Origin of the sequence: Alloactinosynnema sp. L-07, assembly GCF_900070365.1 — a bacterium.
GTDB lineage: Bacteria > Actinomycetota > Actinomycetes > Mycobacteriales > Pseudonocardiaceae > Actinokineospora.
The window spans coordinates 1,497,492-1,514,251 of sequence record NZ_LN850107.1; the positions used below are offsets into that span (position 1 = coordinate 1,497,492).

Here is a 16,760-nt window from a genome sequence, read left to right on the forward strand (position 1 = left end):
AATTGGGTCCGGCGGTTCGGCTCGATAGCCTGAATTCATGACCGCTTGGCATGAAACCCAGCGTTTCTCGCGCAAAGTCCGCAGCAGGTTCGGCGCCGAGGTCGACCAGACCGAGCACCGCGCCGCCGACGCCGAGCTGTTCCGCCGCTACGAGGACTACACGCTGATCGCCGAGGACATCTTCTGCGACAACCTCGCGCTGATTCGCGTTGGCCTGCGCGGGCTCGGTGGCGCGGTCGTCGAGTGCGGGACGTGGAAAGGCGGCATGGCCGCGGCGATGATGCAGATCGGCGGCCCCGAGCGCGACTACCACTTCTACGACTCGTTCGCAGGCCTGCCCGACGCCACGCCCACCGACGGCGAGGACGCGATGACCTGGCAGGCGGCCACCGACGACCCGTTCTACTTCGACAACCTCAAGACCGAGGCCGAGGACTTCCGCACGCTGGTCGCAGCCGCGGGCTTCCCGGCCGAGCGGGTGCACGTCCACGAGGGCTGGTTCTCCGACACGGTACCGCGCTACGACGGCGGCCCGATCGCCGTGCTGCGGCTCGACGGCGACTGGTACGACTCGACGATGGTGTGCCTGGACCACCTGTACGGGCACGTGCAGGAGGACGGCATCATCATCCTCGACGACTACGACGCGTGGGACGGCTGCAGTCGCGCGGTCCACGACTTCCTGTCCCGCACCGGGTCCACGGCTCGCCTCCGCCGCTCCGGCACGACTGGAGTGTCGTTCATCCACAAGGTCGACGCCTGACACTGACGCCGCGTCCCCTAGGGGCGCGGCGCTTTCGCGTGTCCACAACGGACAACAGATCCCGACGAAACCGTCGGGATCTGTTTGGTAGGACTCCGGTCAGTCGGGCACTGATCCGCACGTCATGTTGGTGATGGTGCCGGTCATGGCCGCGGCCCGGTCGGAGGCGAGGAACACGGCCACGGCGGTCATCTCGGCCAGCGTCGGGGTCCGGCGCAACATCGTCTTCTCGGCCAGGGTGTTCGCGTGCCCCTCGGGGTCGAGGCCGTCGGTCGCCTCGATCGGCGAGTCGAAGACGTTGGTGTGCCAGTCTTCGGCCCATGAACCGGGGATGCCCTCGGACCGAAGCCCGACGACGCGGACGCCGTGTATCCCGATCTCGGCGGCCAAGCCCCGGGTGAACGTCTCGATGGCCGACTCCGCGATCGCGGTCCCGCCCATCAGCGGCCCGACCATCTTGGCGGGCGGCGAGGTCAGCGTCAGGATGACGCCCGACGCCTGTTCGACCATGCGCCGCGCGGCCGACCGCATCGTGTGGAAGTTCGCCATCACCGCGATCTCGATGGGGCGAAAGAAGTCCGCCGCCGAGATGTCGAGCAGCGGCACCCCATGCAGATCCTCGTGCGAGATGAGGTTGAACGACACGTCGATCCGCCCCGCCTGCTCGGCCACCACCGCGAGATGCTCGCCGACGGCGGCCTCATCGAGGGCATCGACCACGGCCACGTCGGCGGACCCACCCGCCGCCCGGACGCGATCCGCGACCGCGACGAGGGGATCGAGCGTCCGCCCGGCCAGGTGGACATGCGCCCCCTCCCCAGCAAATGCCAGAGCCACGGCGCCGCCGATCGCACCTCCTCCGCCGTAGATCACCGCGGTCTTGTTTTTGAGCAGCATGTTGGACCTCCAAGAGCCTAACCGGCTGTAATCACAAGATTACCGTGCGGTGGATGGTCGAGTCGTATCGGATATTGCGTCGGTCGCGACCAGGCCTTGGGAACCTCTAGCTTACAAACAGGTCGGCATGTATGTTTGCGGTGCAGTGCAGGCGAGCGAAGGAGTGTCGGCCGTGGCGAACAAGGCGTATGTCATCGGGGTCGGGATGACGAAGTTCGAGAAGCCCGGCAGTCGCGCGGGGTTGGACTACCCGCAGATGGCGCGTGAGTCCGGGACCAAGGCCCTCGCCGACGCGGGTATCGGCTTCGATCAGGTCGAGCAGGCCTACGTCGGCTACGTCTACGGCGAGTCGACGTCTGGCCAGCGCGCGGTCTACGAGTTGGGGATGACGGGCATCCCGGTGGTGAACGTCAACAACAACTGTTCCACCGGCTCCACCGCGCTCTACCTCGCCGCGCAGGCGGTGCGGTTCGGTCAGGCCGATGTCGCTTTGGCGCTGGGGTTCGAGAAGATGAACCCGGGGTCGCTCGGCTCGATGTACGACGACCGCGAGCAGCCGATGGCCAACCACCTGCAGGCCATGGCCGAGATCTCCGAGGTCCTGTTCCCGCCCGCGCCATGGCTTTTCGGGGCGGCGGGGCGTGAGCACATGGTCAAGTACGGCACCACCGCTGAGCACTTCGCCAAGATCGGGCACAAGAACCACAAGCACTCGGTGAACAACCCGTACGCGCAGTTCCAGGACGAGTACAGCCTCGACGACATCCTCGGCGCCCGGATGATCTACGACCCGCTGACCAAGCTGCAGTGTTCGCCGACGTCGGACGGATCGGGTGCGGCGATCATCGCCTGCGAGGCGTACGTCGACAAGCACGGGCTCGCTGGGCAGGCGGTGGAGATCGTCGGGCAGGCCATGACGACCGACTTCCAGTCCACTTTCGACGGTTCGGCGAAGAACATCATCGGCTACGACATGAACGTCCATGCCGCCCGCAAAGTCTATGACCAGGCGGGTCTGGGCCCCGAGGACTTCCAGGTCATCGAACTGCACGACTGCTTCTCGGCCAATGAACTGCTGCTGTATGAGGCGCTTGGTCTGTGCGCCGAGGGCGACGCCGGGAAGCTGATCGACGACAACGACACCACCTATGGCGGCCGGTGGGTGGTCAACCCGTCCGGTGGGCTCATCTCCAAGGGACACCCGCTGGGCGCGACCGGGCTCGCGCAGTGCGCCGAGTTGACCTGGCAGCTGCGTGGCACCGCCGACAAGCGCCAGGTCGAGAACGTCACCGCAGCCCTGCAGCACAACATCGGACTCGGCGGCGCCGCCGTCGTAACCGCCTACCAACGCGCTGAGCGCTGAGAAGGAGCAGTCACATGGGTCAGGTCACCGCGTCCGTCGAACTCCCCGCGACCCCGGAGCGGGTGTGGGCGGAATTCTCGAACCCGAACAACTTCGAGAAGTGGCTCACCATCCACACCAAGTGGAAGAGCGAGGTCCCCACGGAGTTCACCAAGGGCACCAAGGTCACCGAGGTGGTCACCATGCTCGGCATGGCCAACTCGATCGATTGGACCGTCGAGGAGTTCGACGCCCCGACGAAGCTGGTCATCTCGGGCACCGGGATGGCGGGCGTGAAAACCAGCTTCACCCTGTCGGTGCGGGCGAACGATACGGGCTCCGTCGCCACCATCGCCGCCGAGTTCACCGGCGCCATGATCGTCGGCGCGCTGGGCAAGGCCGTGGAGAAGGACTCCAAGAAGCAGCTCGACGACTCGCTGGCGAAGTTCGCCGCGCTGGTCGGCTGAGTCTACAAAGGAGCGATCGTGGCCGACGTGCTCAAGTTCGACCAGGCCGGTCTGGACGTGTGGACCGACGACAAGACCTTCGAGGTCACCAGGGAGCGGTTGGTCGAGTACGCGAAAGCGACCAACGACCCGATCCCGGCGCACCTCGCGGGTGACGTGGCCAGTCCGGTTTTCGCCATCGTGCCCGTCTTCGAGTCGATGCTCGAACCGGCGCTGGACGTCGTGCCGCTCGCGGCGTTCGGCCGGGGACTGCACGGCCTGCAGGATTTCCGGTTCCACCGGCCGATCAAGCCGGGCGACAAACTGGTGGCCAGGGGCAAGGCGATCGGCTGGCGAGGGCTGCCCAACGGCACACCGCTGACGATCTACCTCGAATGCCGCACCGAGGACGGCGAACTCGTCAACGAGCAGTACCTGACTCCGTTCTTCCGCGGTGTCGACGCGGGCGACACCCAGGGCATCCAGGCCCCCGACCACAAGCTCGACGAGTCGGTCCGGTCGACCGAGCCGGTCGCCACGGTGGTGCAGCACGTGGACGACGACCAGACCTACCGGTACGGGCCCGCCGCGGGCGACCCGGTGCCGCTGCACCTCGACGACCAGATCGCGAAGGACGCCGGGCTGCCGGGGATCATCGCGCACGGGCTCTGCATGCAGGCGTTCACCGCCTGGGCGGTGCTGACCGAGGTCGGCGACTCCGATGTCACCCGACTTCGGCGCCTCGCGGTGCGCTTCGCCAAGCCGGTGCTGCCGGGCCAGGACATCACCACCACCATCTGGCGGGCGGGCTCCGTCGACGGCGTCACCACCTATGTCTACGAGACCAAGGTGGGCGACACCGTGGTCCTCAAAGACGGCCTCGCCCAGATCGCGGACTGACTTTCCCTTACACATCAAGGAGTTTCGCCATGGGTTCGCTGGACGGGCGGGTCGCCGTCATTACCGGCGCGGGCCGCGGCATCGGCCGTGAGCACGCGCTGCTGTTCGCCGCCGAAGGGGCAGGCGTCGTGGTCAACGACCTCGGCGGCGACGAGAACCCGGCCCAGCAGGTCGTCGACGAGATCATCGCGGCGGGCGGCTCGGCCGTGGCCAACACCGACAATGTCGCGACCTGGGACGGCGCCAAGGCGCTGATCGACCAGGCCGTCGCCGAGTTCGGTGGGCTGGACGTGCTGGTCAACAACGCGGGCATCCTGCGCGACGCGTTCATCCCGGGACTCGGCGAGGCGCAGTGGGACGCGGTCATCGCCGTGCACCTCAAAGGCCACTTCGCGCCCCTGCACCACGCCGCCGGGTACTGGAAGGCGCAGAGCAAGGCCGGGAAGCAGCCCACCGCGTCGGTGATCAACACCTCGTCCGCCTCGGGCGTGACCTTGCCCAACGCGGGCCAGGCCAACTACGGGGCGGCCAAGGCGGGCATCGCCGCGCTCACTCTGGTGGCGGCCGACGAACTGGCGCGGTATGGGGTGCGGGTCAACGCCATCGCGCCGGTCGCCCGCACCCGGCTCACCGAGGCGACCCCTGGCTTCGGCGACATCATGCGCTCGACCGTCGAGGACGGCGTCATCGACCTGTTCCACCCGGCCAACATCGCGCCGCTGGTGGCGTACCTGGCGGGGGAGAAATGCCCGCACACCGGCCAGGTGTTCGCGGTGCAGGGCGGGTCGATCCAGCGGCTGCGCGGCTGGACCGTGGCCGAGACCATCGAGACCGACGACCCCTGGACCATCGCGGAGGTGGACGCCCGCCTGGCCGAGTGGGCCTGATTCCGTTCCGGCGAGGAGACGCCCAGCGGTGCTGGGTCGGTGATCGCGGCGGCGGGGCTGTGGGCCGCGTCGCTCGGCGTCAATATCGCGTAAAGGTCGTGGTCCGGCGCGTCAAAGTCGTATCAGGAAACCCCGAATCCCCGAAGCCGCGGTGCAGTGTTGCCCGCGAGATGCCGCGTGAGAGCGGCCGGATTCAATGGGGAAAGGGGCGCGCTCCATGGCCGACTTGGCCTACGCGTTGCTGCTGATCGGGATCTTCCTGGTGTTGGCGCTGACCGTGCGCGGACTGGAGAAGTTGTGAGTGGCACCGGGGTGCTCGCGAACGTCGTCGGCGGCGTGATCGCGTTGTCGTTGATCATCTACTTGTTCATCGCTCTCGTCAGGCCGGAGAAGTTCTGATGTCGTCCACCGTGGGCGGCCTCTTACAGGTCGGCCTTCTTCTTCTCGCCTTGGCCGTGGTCTACCGGCCCTTCGGCGACTACATGGCGCGGGTGTACTCCGCGCCCAAGCACTCGCGGTTCGAGACCGCGGTCTACAAGGTGGCTCGGGTCGACCCCGGGTCCGAGCAGAAGTGGGGCACCTACGCGCTGGGTGTCCTCGGCTTCTCGTTCGTCGGGGTGGTCTTTCTCTATGTCTTGCAGCGGATTCAGCCGCTGCTGCCGTTCGACTTCGACCGCGGGTCGGTCTCGCCGGGGATGGCGTTCAACACCGCGATCAGCTTCGTGACCAACACGAACTGGCAGTCCTATGTGCCCGAGACCGTCATGGGCCACTCGGTGCAGATGGCCGGGCTGACGGTGCAGAACTTCGTCTCCGCCGCGGTTGGTATGGCTGTCGCCGTCGCGTTGGTACGCGGGTTCATGCGCCACCAGACCGACCGGCTGGGCAACTTCTGGGTGGACCTGGTGCGCGGCACGGTGCGGATCCTGCTGCCGGTGGCGGCGGTGTTCGCGGTCGTGCTGATCGCCTTCGGTGTGACCATGAGCCTCAAGTCCGGGGTCACTGTGGACGGTCAGCTCGTCGCGCAGGCGCCCACGGCCAGCCAGGAGGTCATCAAGGAGCTGGGCACCAACGGCGGCGGCATCTTCAACGCCAACTCGGCGCACCCGTTCGAGAACCCGTCCTACTGGTCGAACCTGATCGAGATCTTCCTGATACTGGTCATCCCGGTCTGCCTGACCCGGACCTTCGGGACGCTGGTGGGGAACAAGAAGCAGGGCTACGTCCTGCTGTCGGTCATGGGCACACTGTGGGCGGGCATGCTCGCGGTGATCTGGTGGGCCGAGAGCATGGGCGCCCGGCCGCTGGAGGGCAAGGAACTCCGCTTCGGTGTCTCGGGATCGGCGCTGTTCGCCAACTCCACCACCGGGACCTCCACCGGCGCGGTCAACGCGATGCACGACAGCTTCACCGGCCTCGGCGGCGGCGGAACCATGCTGAACATGCTGTTCGGCGAGATGACACCCGGCGGTGCGGGCACCGGCCTCTACAGCATCCTGGTCATGGCGATCATCGCGATGTTCCTCGCCGGGCTGATGGTCGGCCGAACCCCTGAGTACCTGGGCAAGAAGCTGGGCCGACGCGAGGTCACCGCGGCGGCGGTGTCGATCCTGGCCATGCCGACGGTCCTGTTGATCGGGGCCGGGATCGCGGCGCTGCTGCCGAGCACCCAGGCGGTCCTGAACAACCCGGGATCGCACGGCCTGTCAGAGATCCTCTACGCCTACGCGTCGGCGTCGAACAACAACGGCAGCGCGTTCGCGGGGATCACCGTGACCAGCGACTGGTTCCAGGCCTCCCTGGCCGTCTGCATGGCGCTGGGCCGGTTCATCCCGATCATCGCCGTCATCGCGCTCGCCGGTTCGCTGGCGGCGCAGAAGAAGACCCCGGTGACCGCGGGCACGCTGCCCACCACCGGACCGCTGTTCGCGACGCTGCTGGGCGGCAGTGTCGTGCTGGTCGCGGCCCTCACCTTCATCCCCGCCCTCGCTCTTGGTCCCATCGCGGAGGCACTGCTGTGACTTTCCCGCCCACCATCCCACTGACCACCACTACCGAACACCCCCGCACTCCCGACCAGATTCGGGAGCGGCACGCGGAGAACCTGGGCCATCAGGTCGCGGGCGGCGCCTTCGACGCGCGCCAGCTGGTGACGTCGTTCCCCGACGCGCTGCGCAAGCTCAACCCGCGCCACCAGCTGCGCAACCCGGTCATGTTCGTCGTCTGGGTCGGCTCGCTGCTGGTCACCGTGTTCGCCATCGGTGATCCGAGCGTATTCAGCGTCGCGGTAGCGGCCTGGCTGTGGTTCACCGTGCTGTTCGCCAACCTCGCCGAGGCGGTCGCCGAGGGCCGGGGCAAGGCCCACGCCGAGTCGCTGCGCCGGACGAAGAAGGACGCCGTCGCGCGGCGACTCACCGCGGGCGGCCAGGAGGAGCGGGTCCCCGGCACCGAACTGCGGATCGGCGACCTCGTGGTGGTCGAGGCGGGTGAGGTGATCCCGGGCGACGGCGACGTGGTCGAGGGCATCGCCACGGTCGACGAGTCAGCCATCACCGGCGAGTCGGCCCCGGTCATCCGCGAGTCCGGCGGCGACCGGTGCGCGGTGACCGGCGGCACCACCGTGCTGTCCGACCGGATCATCGTCAAGATCACCACCAAGCCCGGCGAGTCCTTCGTGGACCGGATGATCGCGCTGGTCGAGGGCGCGGAACGGCAGAAGACACCGAACGAGATCGCGCTGACGATCCTGCTGTCGACGCTGACGATCATCTTCCTGCTCGCGGTGGTCGCGCTGCAGCCCTTCGCCATCTTCTCCGGCGGCGAGCAGTCGGTGATCGTGCTGACCGCGCTGCTGGTGTGCCTGATCCCGACGACCATCGGAGCACTGCTCTCGGCGATCGGCATCGCGGGCATGGACCGGCTGGTCCAACGCAACGTGCTGGCCACCTCGGGCAAGGCCGTGGAGGCCGCGGGCGACATCGACACGCTGCTGCTGGACAAAACCGGCACGATCACCTGGGGCAACCGCCGCGCCACCGAGTTCATCCCGGCGGCCGGGGTTTCGACTGCGGAGTTCGCTGCTATGGCGAGACTGGCCAGTCTCGCTGATGACACTCCGGAAGGCCGGAGTGTCATCGAGTTCTGCGTGGAGCGACACCAGTTGTCCCCTCGCTTGAGCGCCGGCGAGTATCCCGGCGAGGTTCGCAACGTGCCGTTCACCGCACAGACCCGGATGAGCGGCGTCGACATTGGGGATCGCCGCATTCGCAAGGGCGCGGCGAGTGCCTTCACCATCGACGCCGCCGCGCAGTCCATTGTGGACGAGATCAGCGCCGAGGGCGCAACGCCGCTCGTGGTCGCGGAGAACGACACCGTGCTCGGGGTGATCCGGCTGTCCGATGTGGTCAAACCGGGCATGAAGGAGCGCTTCGCCGAACTGCGCGCCATGGGCATCCGCACGGTCATGGTGACCGGGGACAACCCGCTGACGGCCAAGGCGATCGCCGAGGAGGCCGGGGTCGACGACTTCCTGGCCGAGGCCAAGCCCGAGGACAAGATGGCCCTGATCCGCAAGGAGCAGGAGGGCGGCAAGCTGGTCGCGATGACCGGCGACGGCACCAACGACGCCCCGGCGCTGGCCCAGTCCGACGTCGGCGTGGCGATGAACACCGGCACGTCGGCGGCCAAAGAGGCCGGGAACATGGTCGACCTGGACTCCGACCCGACCAAGCTCATCGAGATCGTGGAGATCGGCAAGCAGTTGCTGATCACCCGCGGCGCGCTGACGACGTTCTCCGTGGCCAACGACTTGGCCAAGTACTTCGCCATCCTGCCCGCGATGTTCGCCGCGATCTATCCGCAGCTGGACAAGCTCAACATCATGAACCTCGGATCGCCCCAGTCGGCGATCCTCTCGGCGGTGATCTTCAACGCGCTGATCATCGTCGTGCTGATCCCGCTGGCGCTGAAAGGTGTGCGGTATCGCCCGTCCAGTGCCTCGTCGCTGCTGCGGCGCAACCTGCTGATCTACGGCTTGGGCGGCATCGTCGTCCCGTTCGCCGGGATCTGGCTGATCGACCTGCTCGTCCGTCTCATCCCTGGAATCGGGTGACCCCGTGCTGACCAACTTCACCAAGCAGGCCGCCGCCGGACTTCGCGTCCTGCTGGTCCTCACCGTGCTGACCGGGATCCTCTACCCGGCCGGGATCTGGGTGGTGAGCCGGGTTCCGGGGCTGCACGCCAACGCCGAGGCCGTGGACACCACCTTGGTGGGTGTGGACCGCGAAGGCGACGAGTGGTTCCACACTCGTCCGTCGGCGGCGACCTTGCCCGCGTCGGGCGGGTCCAACAAGGCCGAGGTCAACGCGGACTACACCACAGTCGTCGCCGAGCGCCGGGCCGCCGTGGCCCAGCGGGAGGGCGTGTCGGAGGACCGCGTGCCCCAGGACGCGGTCACCGCGTCGGCCTCCGGGCTCGACCCGCACATCAGCCCGGCCTACGCCGAGTTGCAGGTGCCCCGGGTGGCCAAAGCGACCGGGCTGCCCGAACAGAAAGTGCGGGATCTGGTCGCCGAGCACACCAGCGGCGGGCTCACCGGGACGGTCGTCAACGTGACCGCGCTCAACCGCGCGCTCGAAGCAGCCAAGTAGCCCGCCGTCGGGGCCGCCTCCGCCCAGGCGGCCCCGACGGCTCTCCAGGATGGACCAGATGGACCACAATCACACCGTGGAGAACAACAAGCGAAGGCGTGGTGAGCTGCGAATCTATCTCGGCGCGGCTCCCGGCGTCGGCAAGACCTTCGCCATGCTTGGCGAGGCACACCGCCGCCGGGAGCGCGGCACCGACGTGGTCGTCGGCTTGGTCGAGACCCACGGGCGGGCCAAGACGGCCGAACTGCTCGACGGCCTGGAGGTAGTGCCCCGCGCCCAGATCCCCCACCGCGGCGTCGACTTCACCGAGATGGACATCGATGCCCTGCTCGCGCGGGCACCCGAGGTCGCCGTCATCGACGAACTCGCTCACACCAACGTGCCTGGCTCTCGAAACACCAAGCGCTGGCAGGACATCGATGAACTGCTCGACGCGGGTGTCGATGTGCTGTCCACGGTCAACGTTCAACACCTGGAGTCGCTCAACGACGTCGTCGAACGCATCACCGGCATCCAGCAGCAGGAGACCGTGCCCGACGAGGTGGTCCGTCGCGCCGAGCAGCTCGAGCTGGTCGACATCACGCCGGAGGCGCTGCGCCGCAGGCTGGCCCACGGCAACGTCTACGCCGCGCACAAGATCGACGCGGCGCTGGGCAACTACTTCCGCCTGGGCAACCTGACCGCGCTGCGCGAGCTGGCGCTGCTGTGGGTGGCCGACCAGGTCGACGTCGCCCTGCAGCGCTACCGGACCGAACAGGCCATCACCGACACCTGGGAGGCCCGCGAACGCGTCGTGGTCGCCATCACCGGCGGCCCGGAAAGCGAGACGCTGATCCGGCGGGCGCGTCGCATCGCCCTGCGCGCGGGTGCCGAGCTGCTCGTCGTACACATCCTGCGCGGCGACGGTCTCTCCGGTGCCGCTCCGGACCTGATCACCCGGTGCCGCAAGATCGCCGACGACCTGGGCGCCACTTTCCACAGCGTGGTCGGCGACAACGTGCCGGAGGCGCTGCTGGAGTTCGCCCGCGGCGTCAACGCCACCCAACTGGTCCTAGGCACCTCGCGCCGCTCGCGGCTGGCCAGGGCGTTCGACGAGGGCATCGGCTCCGCGGTCGTCCAGGCCTCCGGCCCGATCGACGTGCACATGGTCACCCATGAGCAAGCCCGCCGCGGGGTTCGGTGGCGGATAGCACCCAACGCGCACCGGCTGTCGCGCCGGATCGCGGGCTGGGCCGTCGCGCTGCTCGCGCCGGTCGTGGTGACCCTGCTGGGCTTGCTGTGGCGCGACAGCGTGGACTACTCGACTGATCTCATCGGATACCTGCTGGTCACCTGCGCCGCCGCGGTCGTCGGCGGGCTCGGCCCGGCGCTGGCCGCGGCCTTCCTCGGCGCGGGCTTGCTGAACTACTTCTTCACCCCGCCCTATCACAGCCTTGCGGTGGCGGCGCCGGAGAACGTGATCACCTTGGTCGCGATGGTGATCGTCGGCGTGCTCGTCGCGCTGGTGATCGACCGCGCGACCCGGCTCGCCGAGCAGGCCGCGCGGGCCCGCACCGAGGCCGCGCTGCTGGCCTCCTACGCGCGCACCGTGCTCACCAGTGATCGACCGCTGGCCAGGCTGCTGGAGAAGATCCAGGAGAACTTCAGCCTCGACTCCGTCGCCCTGATGGAGCCGCACGATGGCGAGTGGACCACGGTCGCCTCCGCGGGCGCCCCGCCCCCGGCCGACCCCGACGAGGCCGACGCCGACATCGTCGTCACCACCGACGTGCACCTGGCGCTGCGCGGCCGCGCACTCCCCGCCGCGGACCGGCGGGTCATCGAGGCCGCGGCGGGGCAGGCGGTCATGGCGCTTCGCCAACAGCGCATGGCCGCCGAGACCGCCGCCGCCCGACACCGCGCCGAGACCACCGAACTGCGCACCGCCCTGCTCTCCGCCGTCGGCCACGACCTGCGCACCCCGCTGACCTCGATCAAGGCCGCGGCGGGCAGCCTGCGCGACCCCGAACTCAGTCTGTCAGCGGGTGACACGGCCGAACTGCTGGCCACCGTGGAGGAATCCGCCGACCGACTCACCGCGCTGGTCGACAATCTGCTCGACTCCTCACGCCTGGCCACCGGCTCGGTCGCGCCGCGACTGCGCCGGGTCGGCTACTACGAAATCGTCGCCCGCGCGCTGTCCGCGGTGGGGGACCGCTCAGGCATCGCCGTCGAGGTCGACGAGCACCTGCCCGAGGTGTCCGCCGACATCGGCCTGCTCGAACGCGTCGTCGCCAACCTCATCGACAACGCCCAGCGCCACGGCCGCCTGCGCCCCCGCCGCCACGTCGACGTCAACGGCGACGGCCACGTCAGGCCCGACGAACCCGAGATCGCCGTGCGGGCCAGCGCCCACGGCGCCCACGTCGAATTGCGTGTTGTCGACCACGGCCCAGGCATCCCCAAGAAGACCGGAGCAGCGTTGTTCACCCCGTTCCAACGCCTCGGCGACCGCGACGCCACCCCCGGCGTAGGCCTCGGCCTCAGCGTCGCCAAGGGCTTCATCGACGCCATGGGCGGCACGATCATCGCCGAGGACACCCCCGGCGGCGGCCTCACCATCGTCGTCTCCCTGCCCGCCTACCACCCGGCGTCGACGTGATCCGCGTCCTCGTCGTCGACGACGAACCCCAGATCACCCGAACGCTGCGGATCAACCTTGCCGCCCGCGGCTACGAAGTGCTCACCGCGCACACCGGAAAGGCCGCGCTCGACCTGGCCGCCACCGACAAACCCGATGTCGTCGTGCTCGATCTCGGCTTGCCGGACCTCGACGGGGTCGAGGTCATCAACGGACTGCGCGGATGGACGACGATGCCGATCATCGTCCTGTCCGCGCGCACCGAGTCCACCCGCAAGGTCCAAGCCCTCGACGCGGGCGCCGACGACTACATCACCAAGCCGTTCGGCATGGACGAACTCCTCGCCCGACTCCGCGCCGCCGTCCGGCGTGCGGTCACCCAGGACACCGACGACCCTGTGATCACCACCCCGACCTTCACCATCGATCTGGTCGTGAAGAAGGTCCACCGCGGCGGTGTCGAGGTCCATCTCACCCCGACCGAATGGGGCATCCTGGAGATCCTCGCCCGCAACTCGGGCCGCCTGATCTCCCAGAAGCAGTTGCTGCGCGAGGTCTGGGGCCCCACCTATGTCGGCGAGACCCAGTACCTGCGTGTCTACTTGGCACAGTTGCGCCGCAAGCTCGAAGCCGAGCCTGCGCACCCGCGCCATCTCATCACCGAAGCCGGGATGGGCTACCGGTTCGAGCCCTAGCGCTTTCGGGGCTTCCCACGCCTGCCGCCTTGCGCGGGCTTGCCTTGCGGAGGGGCGGAACGCCGTTTGGCGGGCTTGCTCGCCGGGGCCTGCTGCGGCTCGCTCTCGGGACGCTTGCCGCGGGTGCTGTTGCTGGTGCGCCCGCGGACGATTCCGATGAACTGCTCGACGGCGTCGGTGGTCTCGTCCTCCAGCCACGACAGCGCGACGCGCGACTCGGGGGCGTCCAGGACCGGTCGGTAGGTGAGGTCCTTGCGGTGGTGCAGCCGGGCGAGGGACTGGGGGACGACAAGCAGACCCACTCCGGCGGCCACCAGCTCGACGGCGTCACCGGTCGTGGCGGGGCGCTCGATCGCGGGCCGCCCGGGCGGGCGCTCCCAGTCGAGCGTGTCGTCGAGGGGGTGCAGCAAGAGTTCGTCGACCAGGTCGTCGGCGGCCACCTCGTCGGCGGCGGCCAAGTGGTGGTCTTTGGGGATCACCACCACGGTCGACTCGGTGTAGAGCGGGATCGCGTGCAGGCCGGTCCGGTCGATCGGCAGCCGCAGCAGGACCGCGTCGGTGCCGCCGTCGCGCACCAGGTCGGCGGCTTCGCCCGCGGACACCTGCAGCAGGGTCAGCGCGATCTCGGGGGACCGCTCGTTCCAGGTCCGCACCCACTTGCCGGGTGTCACCCCAGGGACGTACGCGAGGCGGAATGGTGGTGGTACGTCCGAGCCTGTCACCAGGTCAGATTACCGGGCGTGAACGGCGTCGACGCACCTGCCCGTTACCCTTGACGCCATGAAGTCGCACAAGACCCCGCAGACGATGAAGCCCGCGACCGCGGCGAAGAAGCTGGGTGTCTACCTCGAGGCCACCCCCGCGGAGTTCCAGGACGGTGTCGTCTCGCGCGACGAGTTGAACGCCCTGCAGTCCGATCCGCCCGAGTGGCTGCGCGACCTGCGCCGCAACGGCCCGCACCCCCGCCCGGTCATCGCGGCGAAGCTCGGCATCTCCATCGGCGGCCTCGCTCGCGGTGGCGTCACCGACGCACTCACGACCGAGCAGGTCGACGCGTTGAAGACGGACAGCCCAGACTGGCTCCAGCGGGAACGCGCCACCCAGGCCGAGGTCCGCAAGGAAGCGGTGCGCGCCAAGACGGCGAAGCCGGAGCCCCGCCGCCCGCGGTCGTGACCAGGCAGGACGCGCACGCGTAAGCCCGGGGAGGACGGCGTTGGCCATCGCGGCCGGAGCAGTTGTAGGGACCGAGAGCGTGGTGGGAATGGGGTCGGGGGCCGGTCCGCAGCCTGTCTGCACGACGACTACGAGACCGACCCCCGACATCCTCCACAGTGGATCAACCCAGCGGGATCACGCCACGTCGTACCGGTCGAGGTTCATGACCTTGGTCCACGCGGCCACGAAGTCGGCGACGAACTTCTCCCGGGAGTCGTCGCCCGCGTAGACCTCGGCGACGGCGCGCAGTTCGGAGTTCGAGCCGAAGACGAGGTCGACGCGGCTGCCGGTCCACTTGACCTCGCCGGTGGCGCGGTCGCGGCCCTCGAAGGTCTCCGCGTCCTGGGCGGTCGGCGACCACTGCGTTCCCATGTCGAGCAGGTTCACGAAGAAGTCGTTGGTCAGCGACTCCGGCGTGGCGGTGAGGACACCCAGCGAGGACTGCTGGTGGTTCGCGCCCAGTACGCGCAGGCCGCCCACCAGCACGGTCAGCTCGGGTGCGCTCAGGGAGAGCAGGTTCGCGCGGTCGATGAGCAGGAACTCCGAGGGCAGTCGGTGGCCCTTGCCGCGGTAGTTGCGGAACCCGTCGGCGGTCGGCTCGAGCGCGGCGAAGGACTCGACGTCGGTCTGGTCCTGCGACGCGTCGGTGCGGCCCGGGGTGAACGGGACCTCGATGTCGTGGCCCGCGTTCTTTGCCGCCTGCTCGACCGCGGCGGACCCGCCGAGCACGATCAGGTCGGCCAGGGAGATCGGCTTGCCGAACGCGGCCTGGATGCCCTCCAGGGTGTGCAGCACCGTGGCCAGCGCGTCGGGCTCGTTGACCTCCCACTCACGCTGCGGCGCGAGGCGCAGGCGCGCGCCGTTCGCCCCGCCGCGCTTGTCGCTGCCGCGGAACGTCGACGCCGACGCCCACGCGGTGGCCACGAGCTGGGCGACCGACAGCCCGGACGCGAGGATCTGAGCCTTGAGGGCGGCGACGTCGTCCGCGCTGACGAGTTCGTGGTCGACGGCGGGCACCGGGTCCTGCCAGATCAGCGTCTCCTGCGGGACCAGTGGTCCGAGGTAGCGCTGGATCGGGCCCATGTCGCGGTGGGTGAGCTTGAACCACGCCCTGGCGAACGCGTCGGCGAACTGGTCCGGGTTCTCCAGGAAGCGCCGGGAGATGGGCTCGTAGACCGGGTCCATCCGCAGCGCGAGGTCGGTGGTCAGCATCGTCGGCTGGTGGGTCTTCGAGGCGTCGTGGGCGTCGGGCACGGTGCCCGCGGCGGCGCCGTCCTTCGGCTTCCACTGGTTGGCGCCCGCTGGGCTCTTCTCCAGCTGCCACTCGTGCGCGAACAGGGTCTCGAAGAAGCTGTTGTCCCAGGCCACCGGGGTGGCCGTCCAGATGCCCTCAAGGCCGCTGGTGATGGTGTCGCCGCCCTTGCCGGTGCCGAAGCTGTTCTTCCAGCCGAAGCCCTGCTCCTCGATCGACGCGCCCTCGGGCTCGGGACCGACGTGCTGCTCCGGGTCGGCCGCTCCGTGGGTCTTGCCGAAGGAGTGTCCGCCCGCGATCAGCGCGACGGTCTCCTCGTCGTTCATCGCCATCCGGCGGAAGGTCTCGCGGATGTCGCGGGCCGAGGCAAGCGGGTCCGGGTTGCCGTTGGGGCCTTCGGGGTTGACGTAGATGAGTCCCATCTGGACCGCGGCCAGGGGGCTTTCGAGCTCCCGGTCGCCGGTGTAGCGCTCGTCGCCGAGCCAGGTGCGCTCCGGGCCCCAGTAGACGTCCTCGTCGGGCTCCCAGACGTCGGCCCGGCCACCGGCGAAGCCGAAGGTCTTGAAGCCCATCGTCTCCAGGGCGCGGTTGCCGGTGAAGATCATCAGGTCGGCCCACGAGACCGTGCGGCCGTACTTCTTCTTGACCGGCCAGAGCAGCCTGCGCGCCTTGTCGAGGTTGCCGTTGTCGGGCCAGCTGTTCAACGGCGCGAAGCGCTGCATGCCCGCGCCCGCCCCGCCGCGGCCGTCCTCGATGCGGTACGTGCCCGCGCTGTGCCACGCCATGCGGATCATGAAGGGGCCGTAGTGGCCGAAGTCGGCGGGCCACCACTCCTGCGAGGTCGTCAGCACCTCGTCGACGTCCCTGGCCAGGGCGTCGAGGTCGACGGTGCCGAACGCGGCGGCGTAGTCGAAGTCCCCGCCCATGGGGTTGGCCACGGCGGAGTGCTTGCGCAGGATCGCGAGGTTGAGCTGGTTGGGCCACCAGGTCCGGTTGCTCCCACCCTCCGTCGGGTGGTTGAAGCGTCCGGCTGACACCGGGCACCCGCCGTTCATCTCTCCGACAACGGCGTCAGGACTGTCAGACACGTGAAT

Annotated in this window: 15 protein-coding genes; 12 read left to right on the top strand and 3 right to left on the bottom strand. The window is 68.9% G+C overall.

All coding sequences use genetic code 11. The annotated features are described in order from the left end of the window. Positions 1-37 precede the first annotated feature (37 nt). A complete protein-coding gene (locus BN1701_RS07195) occupies positions 38-763 on the top strand; it encodes a TylF/MycF/NovP-related O-methyltransferase (RefSeq protein WP_054046669.1) in 726 nt (241 codons plus the stop codon). A 99-nt stretch (positions 764-862) separates the two neighbouring features. Here BN1701_RS07195 and BN1701_RS07200 read toward each other — a convergent pair whose 3' ends face one another. Continuing rightward, positions 863-1,660 (bottom strand): SDR family NAD(P)-dependent oxidoreductase, encoded by a 798-nt coding sequence (locus tag BN1701_RS07200; protein WP_054046671.1) that lies wholly within the window; start codon positions 1,658-1,660, stop codon positions 863-865. 127 nt (positions 1,661-1,787) lie between these two features. On the opposite strand from BN1701_RS07200, the gene BN1701_RS07205 reads away from it, so the two are divergent. From BN1701_RS07205 to BN1701_RS07250, 10 genes are all read left to right on the top strand, one after another. Next, complete coding sequence (locus tag BN1701_RS07205) at positions 1,788-3,023, top strand: lipid-transfer protein (RefSeq protein ID WP_197672057.1); 1,236 nt, start codon at positions 1,788-1,790, stop codon at positions 3,021-3,023. A 14-nt stretch (positions 3,024-3,037) separates the two neighbouring features. Beyond that, positions 3,038-3,469, top strand: coding sequence for an SRPBCC family protein (locus BN1701_RS07210; protein ID WP_054046673.1), 432 nt, complete (start codon positions 3,038-3,040; stop codon positions 3,467-3,469). 18 nt (positions 3,470-3,487) lie between these two features. Beyond that, positions 3,488-4,348, top strand: coding sequence for a MaoC/PaaZ C-terminal domain-containing protein (locus BN1701_RS07215; RefSeq protein ID WP_054046675.1), 861 nt, complete (start codon positions 3,488-3,490; stop codon positions 4,346-4,348). A gap of 29 nt (positions 4,349-4,377) precedes the next feature. Then, positions 4,378-5,235 (top strand): SDR family oxidoreductase, encoded by an 858-nt coding sequence (locus tag BN1701_RS07220; protein ID WP_054046677.1) that lies wholly within the window; start codon positions 4,378-4,380, stop codon positions 5,233-5,235. Between the two features lie 297 nt (positions 5,236-5,532). Beyond that, the gene (gene kdpF, locus BN1701_RS07225; RefSeq protein ID WP_054046679.1) at positions 5,533-5,634 is read left to right on the top strand and encodes a K(+)-transporting ATPase subunit F; all 102 of its coding nucleotides are present in this window, start codon (positions 5,533-5,535) and stop codon (positions 5,632-5,634) included. Beyond that, positions 5,634-7,256 carry a potassium-transporting ATPase subunit KdpA gene (gene kdpA / locus BN1701_RS07230; protein ID WP_054046681.1) on the top strand — a complete coding sequence of 541 codons (1,623 nt, stop codon included), beginning with the start codon at positions 5,634-5,636 and terminating at the stop codon, positions 7,254-7,256. Before kdpF ends, kdpA begins: the two co-directional genes overlap by 1 nt. Positions 7,257-7,276: 20 nt before the next feature. Further along, on the top strand, positions 7,277-9,346 hold the full coding sequence (kdpB, locus tag BN1701_RS07235; protein WP_082860289.1) for a potassium-transporting ATPase subunit KdpB: 2,070 nt from the start codon (positions 7,277-7,279) through the stop codon (positions 9,344-9,346). 7 nt (positions 9,347-9,353) lie between these two features. Next, on the top strand, positions 9,354-9,884 hold the full coding sequence (locus tag BN1701_RS07240; protein WP_157368406.1) for a potassium-transporting ATPase subunit C: 531 nt from the start codon (positions 9,354-9,356) through the stop codon (positions 9,882-9,884). Positions 9,885-9,942: 58 nt separating this feature from the next. Further along, the gene (locus tag BN1701_RS07245; protein WP_082859693.1) at positions 9,943-12,525 is read left to right on the top strand and encodes a sensor histidine kinase KdpD; all 2,583 of its coding nucleotides are present in this window, start codon (positions 9,943-9,945) and stop codon (positions 12,523-12,525) included. Further along, on the top strand, positions 12,522-13,199 hold the full coding sequence (locus BN1701_RS07250; protein ID WP_054046687.1) for a response regulator: 678 nt from the start codon (positions 12,522-12,524) through the stop codon (positions 13,197-13,199). Before BN1701_RS07245 ends, BN1701_RS07250 begins: the two co-directional genes overlap by 4 nt. Here the strand turns inward: BN1701_RS07250 and BN1701_RS07255 are convergent. Further along, positions 13,196-13,921 (bottom strand): LysR family substrate-binding domain-containing protein, encoded by a 726-nt coding sequence (locus tag BN1701_RS07255; protein WP_054046689.1) that lies wholly within the window; start codon positions 13,919-13,921, stop codon positions 13,196-13,198. The two genes, BN1701_RS07250 and BN1701_RS07255, sit on opposite strands and share 4 nt — an antisense overlap. A 58-nt stretch (positions 13,922-13,979) precedes the next feature. On the opposite strand from BN1701_RS07255, the gene BN1701_RS07260 reads away from it, so the two are divergent. Further along, positions 13,980-14,372: a DUF5997 family protein gene (locus tag BN1701_RS07260; protein WP_054046691.1), complete on the top strand. Its 393-nt coding sequence runs from the start codon at positions 13,980-13,982 to the stop codon at positions 14,370-14,372. Positions 14,373-14,549: 177 nt separating this feature from the next. Here BN1701_RS07260 and katG read toward each other — a convergent pair whose 3' ends face one another. Next, positions 14,550-16,754 (bottom strand): catalase/peroxidase HPI, encoded by a 2,205-nt coding sequence (katG, locus tag BN1701_RS07265; RefSeq protein WP_054055692.1) that lies wholly within the window; start codon positions 16,752-16,754, stop codon positions 14,550-14,552. Positions 16,755-16,760: the final 6 nt, after the last annotated feature.